The organism is Phytobacter sp. V69 (genome assembly GCF_965644215.1).
Lineage (GTDB): Bacteria > Pseudomonadota > Gammaproteobacteria > Enterobacterales > Enterobacteriaceae > Phytobacter.
Genome location: NZ_CBFFRL010000115.1, coordinates 1 through 15,826, shown reverse-complemented (window position 1 = coordinate 15,826; position 15,826 = coordinate 1). Strand labels below are relative to the sequence as shown.

Sequence of the window (15,826 nt, the reverse complement as noted above, 5' to 3'; positions counted from 1 at the left end):
CGGAAAGTTGAACGGCTGTCCAGCTTTTTGTTAGACTCCGTTTCATTCACGTTTAGGGGTGGCATATGAGCTATTTGAATCGGGATGAGCGGCGGGAACTGATCCTGCAGGCAGCAATGCGCGTGGCGCTCAGCGACGGCTTTGCCGGGATGACCGTGCGGCGGATAGCGCACGAGGCGGGTGTTGCGACGGGCCTGGTTCACCATCACTTTACCTCCGGTGCGGATCTGAAAGCACAGGCGTTTGTCCGCGTGATCGGGGAATTGCTGGATGTGGATTTACTGCCTAAATCAGCCAACTGGCGCGAGCGATTGCATGCCATGCTCGGCAGTAACGAAGGCGGCATTGATCCCTACATTCACCTGTGGCGCGAGGCACAGCTGCTGGCGAGCAAAGAGTCCGAGCTGAAAGGAGCATACGTGCTGACCATGGAAATGTGGCACGAAAAGGTGGTTGATATCATTAATGCGGGCGTGACGGCGGGTGAATTTATCCGCAATGACGCCACGGAAAACATCGCCTGGCGCTTGATCGCGCTGGTGTGTGGTCTGGACGGTATTTATGTTCTGGGCATGCCAGATGTCGACGATGTGGCGTTCGACCGACACCTGGATGCCATGATTTACCGCGAGCTGTTTTACGCCCCTTCGCCGTGAAGATCGAAACGTGACATCACTGTTTCCAGTTCCTCAACGCTGAATCCATAGCGCGGATCCTGCATTCCCAGGCCAAAGCGCTGCTGCATGATTGCATACAACGCCGGGGTATCCGGCAGCGTCTTCTCTTCCACCGCATGCCCATTTTTCCAGTGGGTAAAGTGATAGTTGGTCAGCGTCAGTTTTCCGCCGTCCGGTTCATGCAGGCACATCAGCAGGTGATGGCGAAAGTGTGATTGCGGCCAGTGCGCCGAGTGGAAATTCCCCATCACAAAGTCGGCTTGATACTGCTGGCCCATCTCAAACTGATAGACAGACTGCCAGCGGTCATGATGACGGAATTGCAAAATCCAGTCCGGCCCGGCCTGCTGCAAACGGTACAGTCCGTGTGGGGTTTCCTGCTCAATATCGGCCTGCAGGCGCACCGGCGCGGTCAGCGTTTGTCCACCAAAGCCCACATCGGCAATCCACTGCTCATCCCCTAAGGTCACCAGCAACGCACGATGGGTACGCGGCGGCATATGCGGTGGATTTGACAGTACCACGCGTCCTAACAGGCTGCGCACCTCAAAGCCGATTTCACGCAGCACGCGCTCAAACAAGCCATTTTGCTCGAAGCAGTAGCCGCCGCGACGGGCCAGCACCAGTTTGTTAAAGATGGCCTCATCGCTCAGTTCGATTTCCCGGGGCAGTACGACCTCAATATTTTCAAACGGAATGCTGCCGTTATGCAGCAAATGTAGCGTACGCAATGTGTCCAGGTTGACGTCAGGAACAGCGGTGTAGTGAATACGGGCGAAATAGGCGTCCAAAAACGAGGTCATAAAGAGCTCCTGCAATAGATGTCCCTCAGTTATAACGTATTTTTTTCAGGGCACAGGCGATTTTGTGCCCTGACATTTATCGTTGCGAGCCCCGCTGCATGATCGCCAGCGCGGTGAGCATTAATGCCAGCCCGGTAATCAGCGTCAGCGTCGCCATCGCCATTCCCTGCCCGACGGATCCCTGCTCAAACTGCCGCCAGATAAACACCGCGACGGTTTGCGTGCCAGCGGGTGCCAGCAGCAGCGAGGTCACCAGCTCACGCGAGGCGATGGCAAAGACCATCAGCATCGCCGCCAGCATGGCCGGAAAGACCAGCGGCAGGACAATAAACCGTAGCGCCTGCATGGCACTGGCACCGTGAACACGGGCCGCGGGCTCCAGGTTGCCGCCTAATTGACGCAGTGCGCTCCCGACATAGCGAACAGGCCACGGCAGCAGCAAACAGCAGTATGAGAGCAGCAAAATCGCCCAGGTGTTGTACGGTGAGACGGGCCAGAACGTACGGTTCCATAGCAGAATCAGCCCGACGCCCACCACAATGCCGGGCAGCGCCGCAGGCATCAGCGACAGCGCATCGATAACGCTACGCCCTTTAATCCGCTGCACCACCACAAGCCAGGCGGCAAGCAGCCCGACAAAACCGGTAATCAGTGCCGACACAAAGGCCAGCGACAGACTGGTGCCCAACGCGGTGAGGGCATCCCCCTGTTGCGCAAAGAGCGCGGCATAATGGGCAGTTGTGGCATTGGCCATGGATAAGCCACCCGACAGGGTCGACATCACCCCGGTAATGGCCATCGACAGCCCCGGTACCACCACCGCCAGAAAGCCGATAAACGCCATCGCCAGCACCACCGGCACGCCAGCGATACCCAGCTTCGCGCCGGTATTTTCCGTGGGTTTACCCGTCACACTGGTCACATCTTTACCGCCGGTAAGCTTGCCCTGTAGCCACCAGGCACTGAGCGCAATGACGATCAGAATCAGCGACAGCATTGACGCACCCGGCAGGTCGATGGGCCAGTCGGCCAGTTTTTTCTCGATCCCCACCGTCAGCATCACCACGCCGGAACGGGTGCCCAGTGCGGCAGGCACACCGTACTCTTCAATCGCGAGGGTAAAGGCCAGCAGCATACCCGCCGCCAGCGAAGGCGATAACATGGGCAGCGTGATATGCCAAAAAGCACGCAGTGGCGTAGCACCATGCACGCGGGCGACCAGTGCCAGACGTTGTCCGCTGGCAAGCAGGCTGCGGGAGACGGCGAAGTAGACCACCGGGAAGATATTCAGCGTCATCACCAGCACGATCCCACTTTTGCTAAACAGCAGCGCATTAAGATCGAACCCCAGCAACTGAGCCAGATAACCATTGGTTTGCAGAACCAGCATCCAGGAGAGTGCGGCAATGTATGGCGGCGTCAGAAACGGAATCAGAAACAGCAGATCCCACAGCCGTGGACAGGGTAAATCAAACAGTCCCCGCGCCACGCCCAGCGGCAGGCCAATACAGGCGCTCAATAGCGCCACACCTGCGGCTATTTGCAAAGTTCCGGCGAACATTGCCGGGAGCTGGGGTTCGGAAAAGAGCGGGCTTAACCCGGAAAACGCGCCCTGCAGGGAGCCTGCGCTAAAGTGCGGGAAAACGGCCTGCAGAACAATAAACAGCAGCAGCAACGCGACCAGAATCACCAGAACGGCTACGGTCGTGAGCGAGATCAATCGTTGGTTCACGGCGAGTATCCAAAAGACGGGGTTGCCCCCGTCGGGTGATGATTACTGAGCGAAGAGTGCGTTGAAACGCTTGAGCACATCGCCGCGCTCGCTGGTGCCGTCGTTTTTCGTCGGCAGGACTTTCAGCTCGGTGAACAGCGGGCGTTTTGCCTGTACGTCGGTACGGGCTGGCATCAGCCAGGCATCGGCGACCAGTTTCTGCCCTTCCGGCGACAGCACATAATCGACAAACGCTTTGGCGTCGGCTTCATGCTGCGTGGATTTGAGGATCATCATCGGGCGCGGCGCAATGACTGTGCCGCTGGCCGGGAAAATCACCTTCAGCGATTCGCCCTGCTCAATGTTGCCGTAGGTGACATAGTCAACCGCGCCAAACACTGCTGCTTTCGCCCCTTGCATCACCGGAGTAACGGCCTGGGCGTTCGGGCCGCTGACGACCATGCCGTTTTTCTTGAGTTCATCAAACAGCTTCCAGGCGTTATCGCCCATGCCGTTTTGCAGACCAATCAGCAGATCCAAAGAGGCACCTGACAGCGCCGGGTCCGGCGTGGTCACTTTGTCTTTAAAGTCAGCGGAGGTCAGATCCTTCCACTCTTTCGGCTCTGGCGTACCACTCTTGGTATTCCAGACGATACCCAGCGCGGAAACGCCCTGGGCAACAAAGTCTGCGCTTTTCAGCATATCCGGCACTTTACTGGCGTTGGCGCTCTGGTACGGCAGCAGCCAGCCACGATTGTGCAGATCTTCTGCCGTATCCCAGGAAGCGGAAATCAGGATATCCGCCTGCGGGTTGGCCTGTTCAGCTTCAAGACGTGCCATGACTTTCCCGGTGGTCGCCTGGAAAATATCCACTTTCACCCCGGTTTTTTTCTCAAAACCGCTGGCAAGACCTTTAGCCAGCGAGCCCGGACCGGCGGTATAAACGGTGAGCGCATGGGCGCTGGACATCATAGCGGACGATAACACCATAGCTAACGCAACTCCTTGTTTCACTGACATTTTCATGCAATTTCCCCTGAGGATGATGTAACAGAACGAATAGCGTCTACGCGACCGGCAGACAGATGAACAATACGGTCAGCGAGGATCTCGGCTTCCCGGCGGTCATGGGTCACATACACCGCTGTGATGCCAGGCTGGCGAAGCAATGTGGCCATATCGCGGCACAAGGATTCACGCAGCTCGCTGTCGAGGTTGGAAAGGGGTTCATCGAACAACAACACGCGCGGTTCAGCGACAATGGCGCGGGCCAGTGCCACACGCTGCTGCTGACCACCGGAGAGACCGGAAGGCTTGCGGCTGGCAAACTCGCCAAGACCAACACGCGCCAGCGCCTAGGTGACGCGGGTTTCGCGCTCAGCACGTGGCACATTGCGCATCTTTAACGGGAAGGCGACATTCTCTTCCACCGTCATATGCGGCCAGAGCGCATAGTCCTGGAAGACCATGCCGATATCGCGGGACTCCGGCGGCATGGCCCATCCGGCTTTCGCCACCAGGCGCGAACCGAAGGTAATGGTGCCGTCAGCGGGTTGTGTTAATCCGGCAAGCAAACGCAGCAGCGTACTTTTGCCGCAGCCTGAAGGGCCGAGCAACGCCACAATGGTGCCTGCGGGAATATGGAGATCGATCTGATTAAGAACAGTGTTGCTGCCAAAGGCATACGACACACCTTTCAGGCGGATTTCTGTGAACGCGTCCATTAGCACTCTCCCACAATGAGAAAGCGTCTAATACCCGTGGTCTTCATCCAACGGGCCGCGTCCACCTGCACGAACGTCAGGGGAGCAAACATATTGTTATCCTCTTCGGGATTTGATGCCGCTGACTATAGGCAGGAAATGTGACGGATAAATTACGAGAGTGTTGCATCTTGATTTATAAAGAAGAGTGGTAAACGCTTAGATGATCTCTCCTTATTTTCCTTACACCTAAAAGGTGATTATGTGCGTATCGCAACGATCACGAATTTTGCTTATATCGCCACCGTCGTTTTGACGCTCTCTTCCGGCGTTGCACTCTTTACGGCGTCCAATGCTGACCGGGCCGAACGCCAGGCCGTCGCCCAGAGTCGCGTGTTCGATGCGCTGACCGATGACCTTGAACGCGATGCCTTTGCCCAGAGCGATCTGGCACGCGAGGCGGTAGTGAAACGTCAGCCGGACAATATCAAAGCCTGGCGGCAGATGCTGGAGCAGGATGTTCAGTTCGAAAATCATCTTCTGGGCCTGCATGATCAGGGGGCGACCGCTGAGGAGATATTGATCCTCAGAGATGGGTTGAAAGTACTGGATCAACTTGAAGACGAACAGCGGGCCGCCGTTACGGCTATTGAAGCGGGCAATGCAAATGATGGTATGAACATCATGTTTGGTCAGCTCTATGAAGACCAGCTCGATCAGGCTGAATACCGCTTCTCCCATTTCCGCAGTTTATCGGACCAGCGAACACAAGACGCCATTGCGCAAGCCACGGAGTTATCCCAGCGCCTGCGGACGATTTCTGAGGTGATGGTCGGTATTACCGCCCTGCTTTTCTTGTTTGTCCTCGGCTTTATTATCAAACACCGTATTTTGCGCCCGGTGGTCACTCTGAGCGATGTGGTTAACCGCCTGGCGACCCAGGATTACGCCGTGGAAACACCGGTACTGGCGCAGGTGGATGAAATTGGTGATATGGCGCAGGCGATCCATATCTTTCGTGAGAATGGGCTGGTCCGCCAGAGGCTGGAACAGGAGCGCGATGCCGAGTGGGCGTCACGTACATTGCTTGTACGGATGACACAGCGCCTGCAGGGCTGCGATACCCACGGTGGCATTATTCGCGTCGTCGGCCGTTTCGCGCCGAAAATCATTCCGGATATGGGCGGGCGACTCTACATTCTGGATGCCCGCACCAACCGCATGAAATGCGTCACCCGCTGGCTGTTGCCACCCGGTGAAGATGCTCCCTTTACCCCCGATGCCTGCTGGGCGTTGAAACGTGGGCAACTGCACTGCCCGTCGCGCGATGCGGTGGACATGCCCTGTGAACATATCATGCCGGAGATCGCCTCGCGGGCCATCTGCGTGCCGCTGATTGCGCAGAACAAAATTATCGGCTTGCTCACTTTCGATAACGATCAGAATAAAGAGCCTCCCTACGCCTACCTGGAACTGATGGCCGAAACCATTGCACTGGCGCTGGCAAACCAGATTTTGCGCGACACGCTGACGGAGAAAGCTACGATTGACTCGCTGACCGGACTGCGTAACCGCCACAATCTGGAAGAGACATTACGCACTCTGATTGATCAGTCGATGGCCAATGGAACCTGCCTGAGCTGCCTGATGATTGACATCGACTATTTTAAAAAGCTCAACGACAGCCACGGGCACGAAGCGGGCGATAAAGTGCTGCGTGAAATTGCGCGTTTGATGCAGGAAACGCTGGGAGAGAACGGCGTGGCCTTCCGCTATGGCGGCGAGGAGTTTTTGGTGATGTTACCAGACACCACCGAAGCCGATGCCAGAAAACTGGCAGAACTGTTGCTGCATAACGTGCTGGAGCACCACATATTCTACGAATCGCACGATATCGGCCAGGTGTCGATTTCTATCGGCCTGGCCACCTGGCCGCAGCATGCGCGGGCAACGAACCTGATCCGTGCAGCGGATCTGGCACTCTATATCGCCAAAGAACAGGGGCGCGGACAGATTGTGGTTGCCCGCAGCGCAAACGCCCCACAGGCGCGCGTTTCTCCTTAATGAGACGGCTGCGCAGTACCGTGCACAGCCATTTCGTTACACTGTCACTTGTTCACACTCGACCCGCAGACGATCGGCCTCTTCCTGCGGCATTCCGGCGCGCACGGCCGCCGCACAAATCCCCTGCCAGCTCCCCGGATCTAACGGAATCCCCTGCGCCTGGCGCTGGCGGCGGTTGTTCACTTCCCACTCTCCTGGCACCAGAATCGGCTCGTCACCGCTGTGCGGCGACTGTTTCACCCACTCAACAAAGGCCTGTGTTTGCTGCTGCATATCCGGTGCGGCAAACATTTCGGGGTTTAAAATGATAGTGGTCATACAGTTGAAAATGGCATCGACGCTGGCCTGCAACGAATCATGATGGGTCGTTTGCCCACCGGATAACGCACCACCCATGATTTCACACAGTGCCGCCAGCGCATACCCTTTATGCTGGGCAAAGGTCACCAGCGCCCCCAGCGGCGAACGGTGCATCACCGCCGGATCGTTGGTGGGGAGACCTTCGGCATCGATCAGGCACCCATCTGGCACCGGTTCGCCTTTATGGAAGGCCACCCGGGTTTTACCGAACGCAATGGCGCTGGTCGCGTAGTCCAGCAGCAGCGGGGGTTGCCCTTCGCGCGGGAAAACCACGCAGAACGGATTGGTCCCGAATCGGCTGTCTTTTCCACCAAAGGGAGCCACCATCGGATCGCCCACCACATTCACAAAATGGATAGAGATAAATCCGGCGGCAGCACACTGTTCCGCCCAGTAGCCAATGCGGCCGATATGGTGGGAATTGTGCAGGCCAACAGCAGCGAGCCCGTGTTGTCGGGCTTTTTCAATACCCAACGTAATCGCTTCATGCGCGGCGACCTGGCCAAACGCCTGATTGCCGTTCAGCGTCACCACCGCCCCCATATCCTTCACGACGCTGGCATGGCGGTTGAGTTGCAAATAGCCCTGCTCAAGGGAGCGGACATAGCTCGGAATCATCCCGACGCCGTGGGAATCGTGTCCGGCAAGGTTCGCGGCAAGCAAATGTTCCGCTACCAGGCGCGCTTCCTGCGGCTCGCTGCCCGCATAGTGCAGGATGTTTTCGACGAAGTGCTGTAAGTGCTGGGGATGAAGACGAAGCCCTGTATCCATTGATAATTCTCCATTTATTGTGTTGTTGTCTGCATTTCCATGCTGCATCCGCACCCGGCGAAGGTCAACAGACCAGGCGGCACAGAGAATAATGGCCTGAAGATTGTTTCTGCGCGGGATAAACACACAATGCGCGGTGTGGGTGCCGGGCTTCTGTGCTTTAATTCCAGCACTGACAGAATGAAGGAGTGGCTTATGAGTTTTTTCCGCCCGGTGGCGCTGGATCACGCCAGTCGCTTGCTAAATCACGGCCCGACAATCCTGATTACCAGCCGAGATGAAAGTATCGACCGTCGCAATGTGATGGCAGCGGCATGGTCAATGCCCGTTGAATTTTCCCCCGCCCGTATTGCCATCGTGGTGGATAAAAGCGCCTGGTCGCGTGAGCTGATAGAGCGCAGCGGTATGTTCGGCATCGTGGTGCCGGGCGTGGCAGCCAGCCGCTGGACCTATGCGGTCGGCAGTGTCACCGGGCGCGATGAGGATAAGTTCAACTGTTACGGCATTCCGGCCTTCGCTGGCCCGGTGCTCGGGCTACCAGTGGTGGAAGAGAAATGCCTGGCGTGGATGGAGTGCCGCCTGTTACCGCCGACGGCCGCGCTGGAAAAGTATGACACCCTGTTTGGCGAGGTGGTCTCTGCGGCGGCAGATGAGCGCGCCTTTAGCAACGGTCACTGGCAGTTTGATGATGACCAGTTAAATACAATCCACCATTTGGGTGGCGGCAATTTCGTCACCAGCGGCAAGCCGATAAAAGTCCCGGGGTGAGCCGAAATTCCCGGATGCGGCGCAAGCGTCTTATCCTGTCTACCGTCCGTAGCCCCGGTAAGCGCAGCGCCACCGGAGAGAATTCCCGGTAAGCGCAGCGCCACCGGAGAGAATTCCCGGATGCGGCGCAAGCGCCTTATCCGGTCTACCGTCCGTAGCCCCGGTAAGCACAGCGCCACCGGGGATAGCATGGAACATTTCATAAAGCGCCCCTTTCAGGGCGCTGTCATAGGTTGTAGCCATCCGTTCTCCTTAGCTTTCGATAATCGCGCGGATCACCGCATTGGTCACGTCCAGGGTATTGGCCGTGCCGCCGACATCCGGGGTCATAATGCCCGCTGCTGAAACTTTCCCCACAGCGGCCATCAGGCGCTCTGCTGCCCCACTTTCGCCCAAATGATCCAGCATTTGCGCCGCGGTCCAGAAGCTGGCGATAGGGTTAGCGATCCCTTTGCCGGTGATATCAAACGCTGAACCATGGATAGGCTCGAACATCGACGGGAAGCGGCGCTCCGGGTCGATATTGCCGGTCGGTGCCACGCCCAGACTCCCGGCCAGTGCGCCGGCGAGGTCAGAGAGAATATCCGCATGCAGGTTGGTGGCAACGATGGTATCGAGCGACTCCGGATGCAGGGTCATGCGCACGGTCATCGCATCGACCAGCATTTTATCCCAGCTCACGTCCGGGAATTCCCGCGCCACTTCGGCAGCGATTTCATCCCACATCACCATACCGTGACGCTGGGCGTTGGATTTTGTCACCACCGTCAGCAGTTTGCGTGGGCGAGACTGGGCCAGCTTAAAGGCATAGCGCATGATGCGGGTCACGCCAGTGCGGGTGAAAATCGCCACCTCGGTCCCGACCTCTTCCGGCAGACCTTTGTGGGCGCGTCCACCGTGACCGGAATATTCCCCTTCGGAGTTCTCACGCACAATCACCCAATCCAGCGTACCCGGTCCGGCTTTGCGTAGCGGAGACTGGATCCCCGGCAGAATTTTTGTTGGGCGCACGTTGGCGTACTGGTCAAAGCCCTGGCAGATCGGCAGACGCAGCCCCCACAGGGTGATATGGTCTGGCACATCCGGCGCTCCCACGGCACCAAAGTAGATCGCATCGAAGTTTTTCAGTTGTGCAAGACCGTCTTCCGGCATCATCCCGCCGTGCGCTTTGTAGTAATCGGAGCCCCATTCAAAGGTCTGTACGTCGAACGCGATATCGCCCTGACGCTTCGCCAGCGCCTGGAGCACATTAACTCCGGCAGAGATCACTTCCGGGCCAATACCGTCAGCAGGGATAGCAGCGATTGAATACGTTTTCATGTTCTTTCCTTCTGGATTTACTGGATTTTGGGTTGAGCGAGTGCACTATTGGCTGAGGCTTTACGCGCCATGGCTGACAGCAGCAATACGATCAGTGACAAGAGCACCAGCAGCGCTGGCGACGAAATAGACTGCCGGTGTGCTCTTTGATTAAGCCAATCAGCCTCGTGGGACTGTTCTTACGAGTATGCAGAGAATCCTTTTCCGATCATTCGCAACCGTTTTATACAAATAAATGCAACAATCCAGATACAAGTGGCGGATCAGACACTACGAGGGTTGAGGCAAAAAAAAAGCCCGCGCAGAGGGCGCAGGCAGGAAATGAAAACTATGCTGTGGCTCAAAACCAGACGCGCGAAACCCGGCGTCGCTCTGCACTCGGCGTAATACCGAATACTTTCTTGTACAACGTGGTGAAATGGTTGCTGTTCGCGAAGCCGCACAGATAAGCAATATCGGTAATAGTCGTGTCGGTCTCGCGTAATTTAACCCGCGCGGATACCAGCCGTAGGCGCTTGATATAACTATCGGGCGTTAACCCGGTGGCCTCTTTGATATGGCGAAATGCCGTCCGGCTGGTCAAATGAAACTGCTCAGCCAGTAACGTCCAGTCATGCTCCTGAAAGCAGTTTTCCTGTAAATAATGCAGCAGCTTATGCAGCTTATTGCAGTACGGCGGCGGCCTGGGCGCAGAGGCGCGTCAGCCGGGTAGCGATGGCGATCTAACGGACAATGCCACCTCGCTGCGTTTTGCATCGTACGGAATTTTACCGGTGGCTAAAAACTGGGAAATCGCCCCGTCGGTCATCGCTCAACACAGCGAAGATCGCTATCGTGACGGCGACCGTTATGACCGGGTATCTTTCAACCTGCGCGCGTCGCAGGCCATTACCCGCAACTTCGCCCTGCTCTATGAGGCATCGTGGCAGTACATGGACCTCGACCCGAACGGGCGCACCTACCGCTCTGATGGTACGCTGTACAGCTACCAGAAAGTGAAAGGCGACTTCTACAAGCTGACCTTCTCGCCGACGTTTAAAGTCGGTGATATTTTCGATATCAAAGCGCGTCCGGAAATCCGCTTCTTTGCGACCTGAATGAACTGGGATAAAGCGCTCGACCGCTATGCGGTGAACGATGATTTTGGTAGCAAAGGCTTTACGGCGGGCGGGACCTGGAATTTCGGCGTACAAACGGAGATTTGGTTCTGATAGCGAGGGCGGGCACCGTGCCCGCCGGTTAACCCCTCGCTCCTTTGGGGCGGAGGGGATAGCCTACAAAGACGTAGGCTGGTCCCCGACCCGAAAGTCAGACGACATAAGCATCCTGGACCGCGCCAGCGGCGATTTTCCTGGCCGGGAGCCCGGGTCGCCAGGGTGGTGGCGATGAGCCACCCTGGCACGTTCACGGGTTCTGGCGCTATAGAAAAGCAAGGAACATAAGGTGAACGGAATGAGCACCAGAGCCGCATTTTCCCCCCTCACCCTGGCCCTCCCCTCAGGGAGAGGGAACCGAACGTGCTCGCATTTTTTGTGGAGATCCCTCACCCTTTGGAGAGAGTCTTGGGGTGAGGGGAAAAGATTGCGCAGACATTTCCCCTCAAGCCATTACATGTTGTAACCCGGCTTCTTGATGAGCGAGTCCATCTGCGGCGCGATTTGCGTATCCCATACTTCGCTTTTCCACGCGTCCGGGTCGACCTGCGTTAGCGCAACGCTGATTGAACTGTCTTTACTGCTTAAATGACGGATGATCACATCGGCGATATCGGCCGCCAGCGCGGTTTTTTGCTCATCGTTCAAATCACGGGGAAAACATTTGATATCAATGTGTGGCATGGTGTGCTCCTTGTTATGGGACTATCAAGCTACCACACTGAAAAAACGTCAGTTATCAAATAATGTCGTTACGGCGCAAAACGGATTGCAGCGCTGGCACTGCGCAGACCGCATCGGCAATCGCGCTGATGTTCGGCGTGCTCTCCTTAAACCAGGCATGCCGTGGCCCCCAGGTTCTCATCACGCAGAGATAGATATCCAGCAGCGTCAACTGTTCGCCAAACGCGTACGGCGTGGCTTTTAGCTGCTGATCCAGCCAGACATAAAGCGATTTACGGTACGCCATGCAGTGTTCGCGCAGCTGTTCTGGCGCATCCGGCACAAAACGTTCGGGATAATCGGCGTAGGTGAATGTCGGGTAAACATTGGCAACCAGCCAGACCAGCAGCCGCCAGAACTGATTGCGTTCAGGCGAATCATGTGGCGGAGCCAGTTGCGGATGTTTATCGAGGATCATTAAGGCGATGGCCGCCGATTCGGTCATGATGCTGCCATCGTCCAGTTGCAGTGTCGGTACCTGACACAGAGGATTGATTTTCAGCAGTTTTCCTGGCGATGCCCCGGCGAATCAAATCCCTCAACATTCTCAAACTGATAAGGAATATCTGCCAGCGTAAGCATTAGTTCACTGATGGCTGAACCCCAGCCGGGCGCGCCATAAACGGTGATCATACGACCTCCTTTTTTGCGAGTGAACAGTAAGTCTACGTCAAACTGGCAAGAAAGGTGTCAACCTGCTGCGGGCTGGTGAGGCGCACAAAGCGAATATGTTGATACTGCGGGTTGGCCATATCGGCAGCGTAACGCACCCGGTTATGGCGCCAGGTTTTAAGTGTCCAGATGAGGATAGATTCGCGGCTAAAGAAAGCGCGGCGAAAACTCTCCGTATTGCCGGTACCAGGCCAAAGCTCTTTTCCCTGCCATGCCCGGCGAATCACCCGAACAACCGCCTGGCGCAGTGTCCGCCAGAAACCGTAATCCACCCAGATAACCAGATCGACATCCTGCCATTTGATCGACCGCGATCGGTTGTAATTACCGTCCAGCACCCAGCCCGGCGTGGCATGCAACGCCTCTGCTAACAGCGCATAAAAGGCCTCATCGCTGCGCCCTTGCCACTCGGGCAGCCAGTAAAGCCGGTCCATTTCGATATAGGGCACATCCAGCTGTGCGGCCAGGCGCCGGGATAACGTACTTTTCCCGCTGCCACTGGTGCCAATAACATTGATTTTCATATCCTTACGCGGAATCCCTTTCGACAAAATGAAAACCGATATCGACAATCGCTTCTTCCGGATCGAGCCCTTCGATACGGTCTGCCAGCAGCGTCGCGGCACGCTGGCCGATAACCTGTCGGTCGACGCTGATCGTGGTAATCGAAGGGTTCGTATCGGCGGCAAAATCGAGATCGCCAAAACCGATGACGGCTAAATCCTGCGGTACGCGCAATCCGCTGGCCTGGGCTTCGACAATTGCCCCCTGCGCGAGGGTGTCCGAACTGCAGACAATCACATCAAAGCTGCCCTTTTTCAGCAGGTCGCGAAGCCCCTGCCGCCCTGAGGCAAACCGCGCCGGAAGCGCGACATCCACAAAAGTGGGGTCGCTGATGCCATTGCGGGCCAACGCATCGCACAGGCCGCTTTTACGCAGCGCCGCGCGGTTATCCACCGTCCACAGCAGGCCCGGGCGTTTGTAGCCTTTACGCAGCAAATAGTCTGCCGCCGCCTCCCCTACTTTTTCATGGGAAAAGCCCACCAGCATATCCAGCGGCGTGGGCGTGAGATCCCAGATTTCCACCACCGGGACGCTGGCATTGAGGATCACGCGCTTTAATTCTGTGGAGTGGTGAATCCCTGTCAGCACGATACCGTCCGGGCGGCGCGACAGCAGCGTAGCCACCAGCTCTGCTTCCGTTTGTTGGGTGTAACCCGCCACGCACAGCAGCATGTGATAACCGCGTGCCGCCAGTTCATCGCTGATCGACTGAATGGTATCGACGAACATGCTGTTATTGATTTGCGGAACCACAACGGCAATCAGTTTACTGCGCCGGGATGCCAGCCCGCCTGCCAGCGCATTGGGGATATAACCGGTGGCTTTGACCGCCGCCAGTACTTTTTCTACGGTTTTCGGGCGCACCAGCTGTGGCGTATTCAACGCCCGGCTGACGGTCATTGAGGATAACCCCGCCGCGCGGGCGACATCTTCTAATGTGGGTGCGCGTGGCGGCGTGGGACGAGAGGTTTTCGACATGTGAACTCACAACGGCTTATTTTTGTGACAGAGATTATAAGCGATTTGTTAGATTAATTCGCTTACCACGTCTCATTATACTGAACGTTTAAAATCAGTAAGTTAGATTTCACTCTGTTATTAAATGTTATCGCTATCATTTCAATTCTGGCAAAAACACAAACAATTCCGGAATGTGATTAAGGTCACAAAATAGCGCCATTCAAAGTTCTTTATTGTGATCACTTGTACATATTGACGGCAAATCGCTGGCGGCGTATTCTCAACTGAATTAAAAATGTTAGCGCAAACATTATTATCGTTCACAGGATTTAATCATGACTGTAAGTGCGAATTCCGCTGCCGTAACCTATGCCAAAGCGCAGGGTGTGAAAACTGCCGCCGAAACTGGCGATCGTATCGAGTGGGTAAAACTCTCCCTCGCGTTCCTGCCGCTGGCGACCCCCGTAAGTGATGCAAAAGTGCTGACCGGTCGCCAGAAGCCGCTGACCGAAGTCGCCATTATCATTGCGGAAATTCGCAGCCGTGACGGTTTCGAAGGTGTCGGCTTTAGCTACTCCAAACGTGCAGGCGGCCAGGGCATCTACGCCCACGCAAAAGAAATTGCCGATAACCTGCTGGGTGAAGACCCGAACGACATCGACAAAATTTACAGCAAACTGCTGTGGGCAGGCGCATCCGTTGGCCGTAGCGGCATGGCCGTTCAGGCTATCTCCCCTATCGATATCGCGCTGTGGGATATGAAAGCAAAACGCGCAGGTCTGCCGCTGGCAAAACTGCTCGGCGCGCACCGCGATTCCGTACAGTGCTACAACACCTCCGGCGGCTTCCTGCACACTCCGCTGGATCAGGTGCTGAAAAATGTGGTGATCTCCCGAGAAAACGGCATCGGTGGTATCAAACTGAAAGTTGGCCAGCCGGACACCAAAGAAGATATCCGCCGTTTGACCGCCGTGCGTGAAGCGCTGGGCGATGATTTCCCGCTGATGGTTGACGCAAACCAGCAATGGGACCGCGAAACCGCCATCCGTATGGGCCGTAAAATGGAGCAGTTCAATCTGATCTGGATTGAAGAGCCACTGGACGCCTACGACGTGGAAGGTCACGCACAGCTGGCCGCCGCACTGGATACGCCGATTGCAACCGGCGAAATGCTGACCAGCTTCCGCGAACACGAACAGCTGATCCTGGGTAACGCCAGCGACTTCGTTCAGCCGGATGCCCCGCGCGTAGGCGGTATCTCCCCGTTCCTGAAAATTATGGATCTGGCGGCGAAACATGGCCGTAAACTGGCCCCGCACTTTGCGATGGAAGTCCACCTGCACCTGTCTGCCGCTTACCCACTGGAGCCGTGGCTAGAGCACTTCGAATGGCTGAACCCGCTGTTTAACGAACAGCTGGAACTGCGTGATGGCCGTATGTACGTTTCCGACCGTCATGGTCTGGGCTTTAGCATCAGCGAACAAGCGCGTGCTTGGACCCAGTTAAGGAAGGTGCGATTTAATCGTCAATTATGAGAACATAACCCTTTCTTTGACATAGACTTTTCACGATGCCC

General features: G+C 56.4%; 13 protein-coding genes and 4 pseudogenes. 5 read left to right on the top strand and 12 right to left on the bottom strand.

Annotation, left to right across the window (positions count from 1 at the left end; translation table 11 throughout):
• The first annotated feature begins 65 nt into the window (after positions 1-65).
• Positions 66-656, top strand: a complete 591-nt coding sequence (locus tag ACSZPU_RS16135) for a TetR family transcriptional regulator (RefSeq protein WP_499000732.1) — start codon at positions 66-68, stop codon at positions 654-656.
• Here ACSZPU_RS16135 and nhoA read toward each other — a convergent pair.
• The 4 genes and pseudogenes from nhoA to ACSZPU_RS16115 form a co-directional block, all read right to left on the bottom strand.
• The gene (nhoA, locus tag ACSZPU_RS16130) at positions 638-1,480 is read right to left on the bottom strand and encodes an N-hydroxyarylamine O-acetyltransferase (RefSeq protein ID WP_499000729.1); all 843 of its coding nucleotides are present in this window, start codon (positions 1,478-1,480) and stop codon (positions 638-640) included. The genes ACSZPU_RS16135 and nhoA overlap by 19 nt on opposite strands.
• A gap of 76 nt (positions 1,481-1,556) precedes the next feature.
• Complete coding sequence (locus tag ACSZPU_RS16125; RefSeq protein ID WP_499000727.1) at positions 1,557-3,212, bottom strand: ABC transporter permease; 1,656 nt, start codon at positions 3,210-3,212, stop codon at positions 1,557-1,559.
• 42 nt (positions 3,213-3,254) lie between these two features.
• Complete coding sequence (locus tag ACSZPU_RS16120) at positions 3,255-4,217, bottom strand: ABC transporter substrate-binding protein (protein WP_499000724.1); 963 nt, start codon at positions 4,215-4,217, stop codon at positions 3,255-3,257.
• Positions 4,214-4,915 (bottom strand): annotated as a pseudogene (locus ACSZPU_RS16115) (ABC transporter ATP-binding protein). Before ACSZPU_RS16115 ends, ACSZPU_RS16120 begins: the two are co-directional and overlap by 4 nt.
• 243 nt (positions 4,916-5,158) lie before the next feature.
• On the opposite strand from ACSZPU_RS16115, the gene ACSZPU_RS16110 reads away from it, so the two are divergent.
• Positions 5,159-6,958, top strand: coding sequence for a GGDEF domain-containing protein (locus ACSZPU_RS16110; protein WP_499000722.1), 1,800 nt, complete (start codon positions 5,159-5,161; stop codon positions 6,956-6,958).
• 36 nt (positions 6,959-6,994) lie between these two features.
• On the opposite strand, the gene ACSZPU_RS16105 is transcribed toward ACSZPU_RS16110, so the two are convergent.
• Positions 6,995-8,089 (bottom strand): malate/lactate/ureidoglycolate dehydrogenase, encoded by a 1,095-nt coding sequence (locus ACSZPU_RS16105; RefSeq protein WP_499000720.1) that lies wholly within the window; start codon positions 8,087-8,089, stop codon positions 6,995-6,997.
• A gap of 195 nt (positions 8,090-8,284) precedes the next feature.
• Here ACSZPU_RS16105 and ACSZPU_RS16100 point away from each other — a divergent pair, with 195 nt between their 5' ends.
• Positions 8,285-8,857, top strand: a complete 573-nt coding sequence (locus tag ACSZPU_RS16100; protein ID WP_499000717.1) for a flavin reductase family protein — start codon at positions 8,285-8,287, stop codon at positions 8,855-8,857.
• Positions 8,858-8,896: 39 nt separating this feature from the next.
• Here ACSZPU_RS16100 and ACSZPU_RS16095 read toward each other — a convergent pair whose 3' ends face one another.
• The 3 genes and pseudogenes from ACSZPU_RS16095 to ACSZPU_RS16085 all read right to left on the bottom strand — a co-directional run.
• Positions 8,897-9,100, bottom strand: coding sequence for a hypothetical protein (locus ACSZPU_RS16095; protein ID WP_499000714.1), 204 nt, complete (start codon positions 9,098-9,100; stop codon positions 8,897-8,899).
• A 9-nt stretch (positions 9,101-9,109) separates the two neighbouring features.
• Positions 9,110-10,177, bottom strand: coding sequence for a tartrate dehydrogenase (locus ACSZPU_RS16090; protein WP_499000711.1), 1,068 nt, complete (start codon positions 10,175-10,177; stop codon positions 9,110-9,112).
• 340 nt (positions 10,178-10,517) lie between these two features.
• Positions 10,518-10,841 (bottom strand): annotated as a pseudogene (locus ACSZPU_RS16085) (helix-turn-helix domain-containing protein); the annotation flags it as partial.
• Between ACSZPU_RS16085 and ACSZPU_RS16080 the strand changes: the two are divergent.
• Positions 10,837-11,388 (top strand): annotated as a pseudogene (locus ACSZPU_RS16080) (carbohydrate porin); the annotation flags it as partial. The pseudogenes ACSZPU_RS16085 and ACSZPU_RS16080 sit on opposite strands and share 5 nt — an antisense overlap.
• A gap of 396 nt (positions 11,389-11,784) precedes the next feature.
• Here ACSZPU_RS16080 and pptA read toward each other — a convergent pair.
• The 4 genes and pseudogenes from pptA to ACSZPU_RS16060 form a co-directional block, all read right to left on the bottom strand.
• On the bottom strand, positions 11,785-12,015 hold the full coding sequence (gene pptA / locus ACSZPU_RS16075) for a tautomerase PptA (RefSeq protein ID WP_499000709.1): 231 nt from the start codon (positions 12,013-12,015) through the stop codon (positions 11,785-11,787).
• A 55-nt stretch (positions 12,016-12,070) separates the two neighbouring features.
• A pseudogene (locus ACSZPU_RS16070) lies at positions 12,071-12,687 on the bottom strand (glutathione S-transferase family protein).
• Positions 12,688-12,719: 32 nt separating this feature from the next.
• The gene (locus ACSZPU_RS16065) at positions 12,720-13,250 is read right to left on the bottom strand and encodes a P-loop NTPase family protein (protein ID WP_499000706.1); all 531 of its coding nucleotides are present in this window, start codon (positions 13,248-13,250) and stop codon (positions 12,720-12,722) included.
• Positions 13,251-13,254: 4 nt separating this feature from the next.
• Positions 13,255-14,268: a LacI family DNA-binding transcriptional regulator gene (locus tag ACSZPU_RS16060; RefSeq protein WP_499000703.1), complete on the bottom strand. Its 1,014-nt coding sequence runs from the start codon at positions 14,266-14,268 to the stop codon at positions 13,255-13,257.
• A gap of 317 nt (positions 14,269-14,585) precedes the next feature.
• Between ACSZPU_RS16060 and ACSZPU_RS16055 the strand changes: the two genes are divergently transcribed.
• A complete protein-coding gene (locus ACSZPU_RS16055; protein WP_499000702.1) occupies positions 14,586-15,785 on the top strand; it encodes an L-talarate/galactarate dehydratase in 1,200 nt (399 codons plus the stop codon).
• Positions 15,786-15,826: the final 41 nt, after the last annotated feature.

Excerpts from the sequence above, each read along its gene's own strand:
- ACSZPU_RS16135 (WP_499000732.1), top strand. The coding sequence starts at position 66 with ATGAGCTATTTGAATCGGGATGAGCGGCGGGAACTGATCCTGCAGGCA.
- nhoA (WP_499000729.1), bottom strand. The coding sequence starts at position 1,480 with ATGACCTCGTTTTTGGACGCCTATTTCGCCCGTATTCACTACACCGCT.
- ACSZPU_RS16120 (WP_499000724.1), bottom strand. The coding sequence starts at position 4,217 with ATGAAAATGTCAGTGAAACAAGGAGTTGCGTTAGCTATGGTGTTATCG.
- ACSZPU_RS16105 (WP_499000720.1), bottom strand. The coding sequence starts at position 8,089 with ATGGATACAGGGCTTCGTCTTCATCCCCAGCACTTACAGCACTTCGTC.
- ACSZPU_RS16100 (WP_499000717.1), top strand. The coding sequence starts at position 8,285 with ATGAGTTTTTTCCGCCCGGTGGCGCTGGATCACGCCAGTCGCTTGCTA.
- ACSZPU_RS16095 (WP_499000714.1), bottom strand. The coding sequence starts at position 9,100 with ATGGCTACAACCTATGACAGCGCCCTGAAAGGGGCGCTTTATGAAATG.
- ACSZPU_RS16090 (WP_499000711.1), bottom strand. The coding sequence starts at position 10,177 with ATGAAAACGTATTCAATCGCTGCTATCCCTGCTGACGGTATTGGCCCG.
- pptA (WP_499000709.1), bottom strand. The coding sequence starts at position 12,015 with ATGCCACACATTGATATCAAATGTTTTCCCCGTGATTTGAACGATGAG.
- ACSZPU_RS16065 (WP_499000706.1), bottom strand. The coding sequence starts at position 13,250 with ATGAAAATCAATGTTATTGGCACCAGTGGCAGCGGGAAAAGTACGTTA.
- ACSZPU_RS16060 (WP_499000703.1), bottom strand. The coding sequence starts at position 14,268 with ATGTCGAAAACCTCTCGTCCCACGCCGCCACGCGCACCCACATTAGAA.
- ACSZPU_RS16055 (WP_499000702.1), top strand. The coding sequence starts at position 14,586 with ATGACTGTAAGTGCGAATTCCGCTGCCGTAACCTATGCCAAAGCGCAG.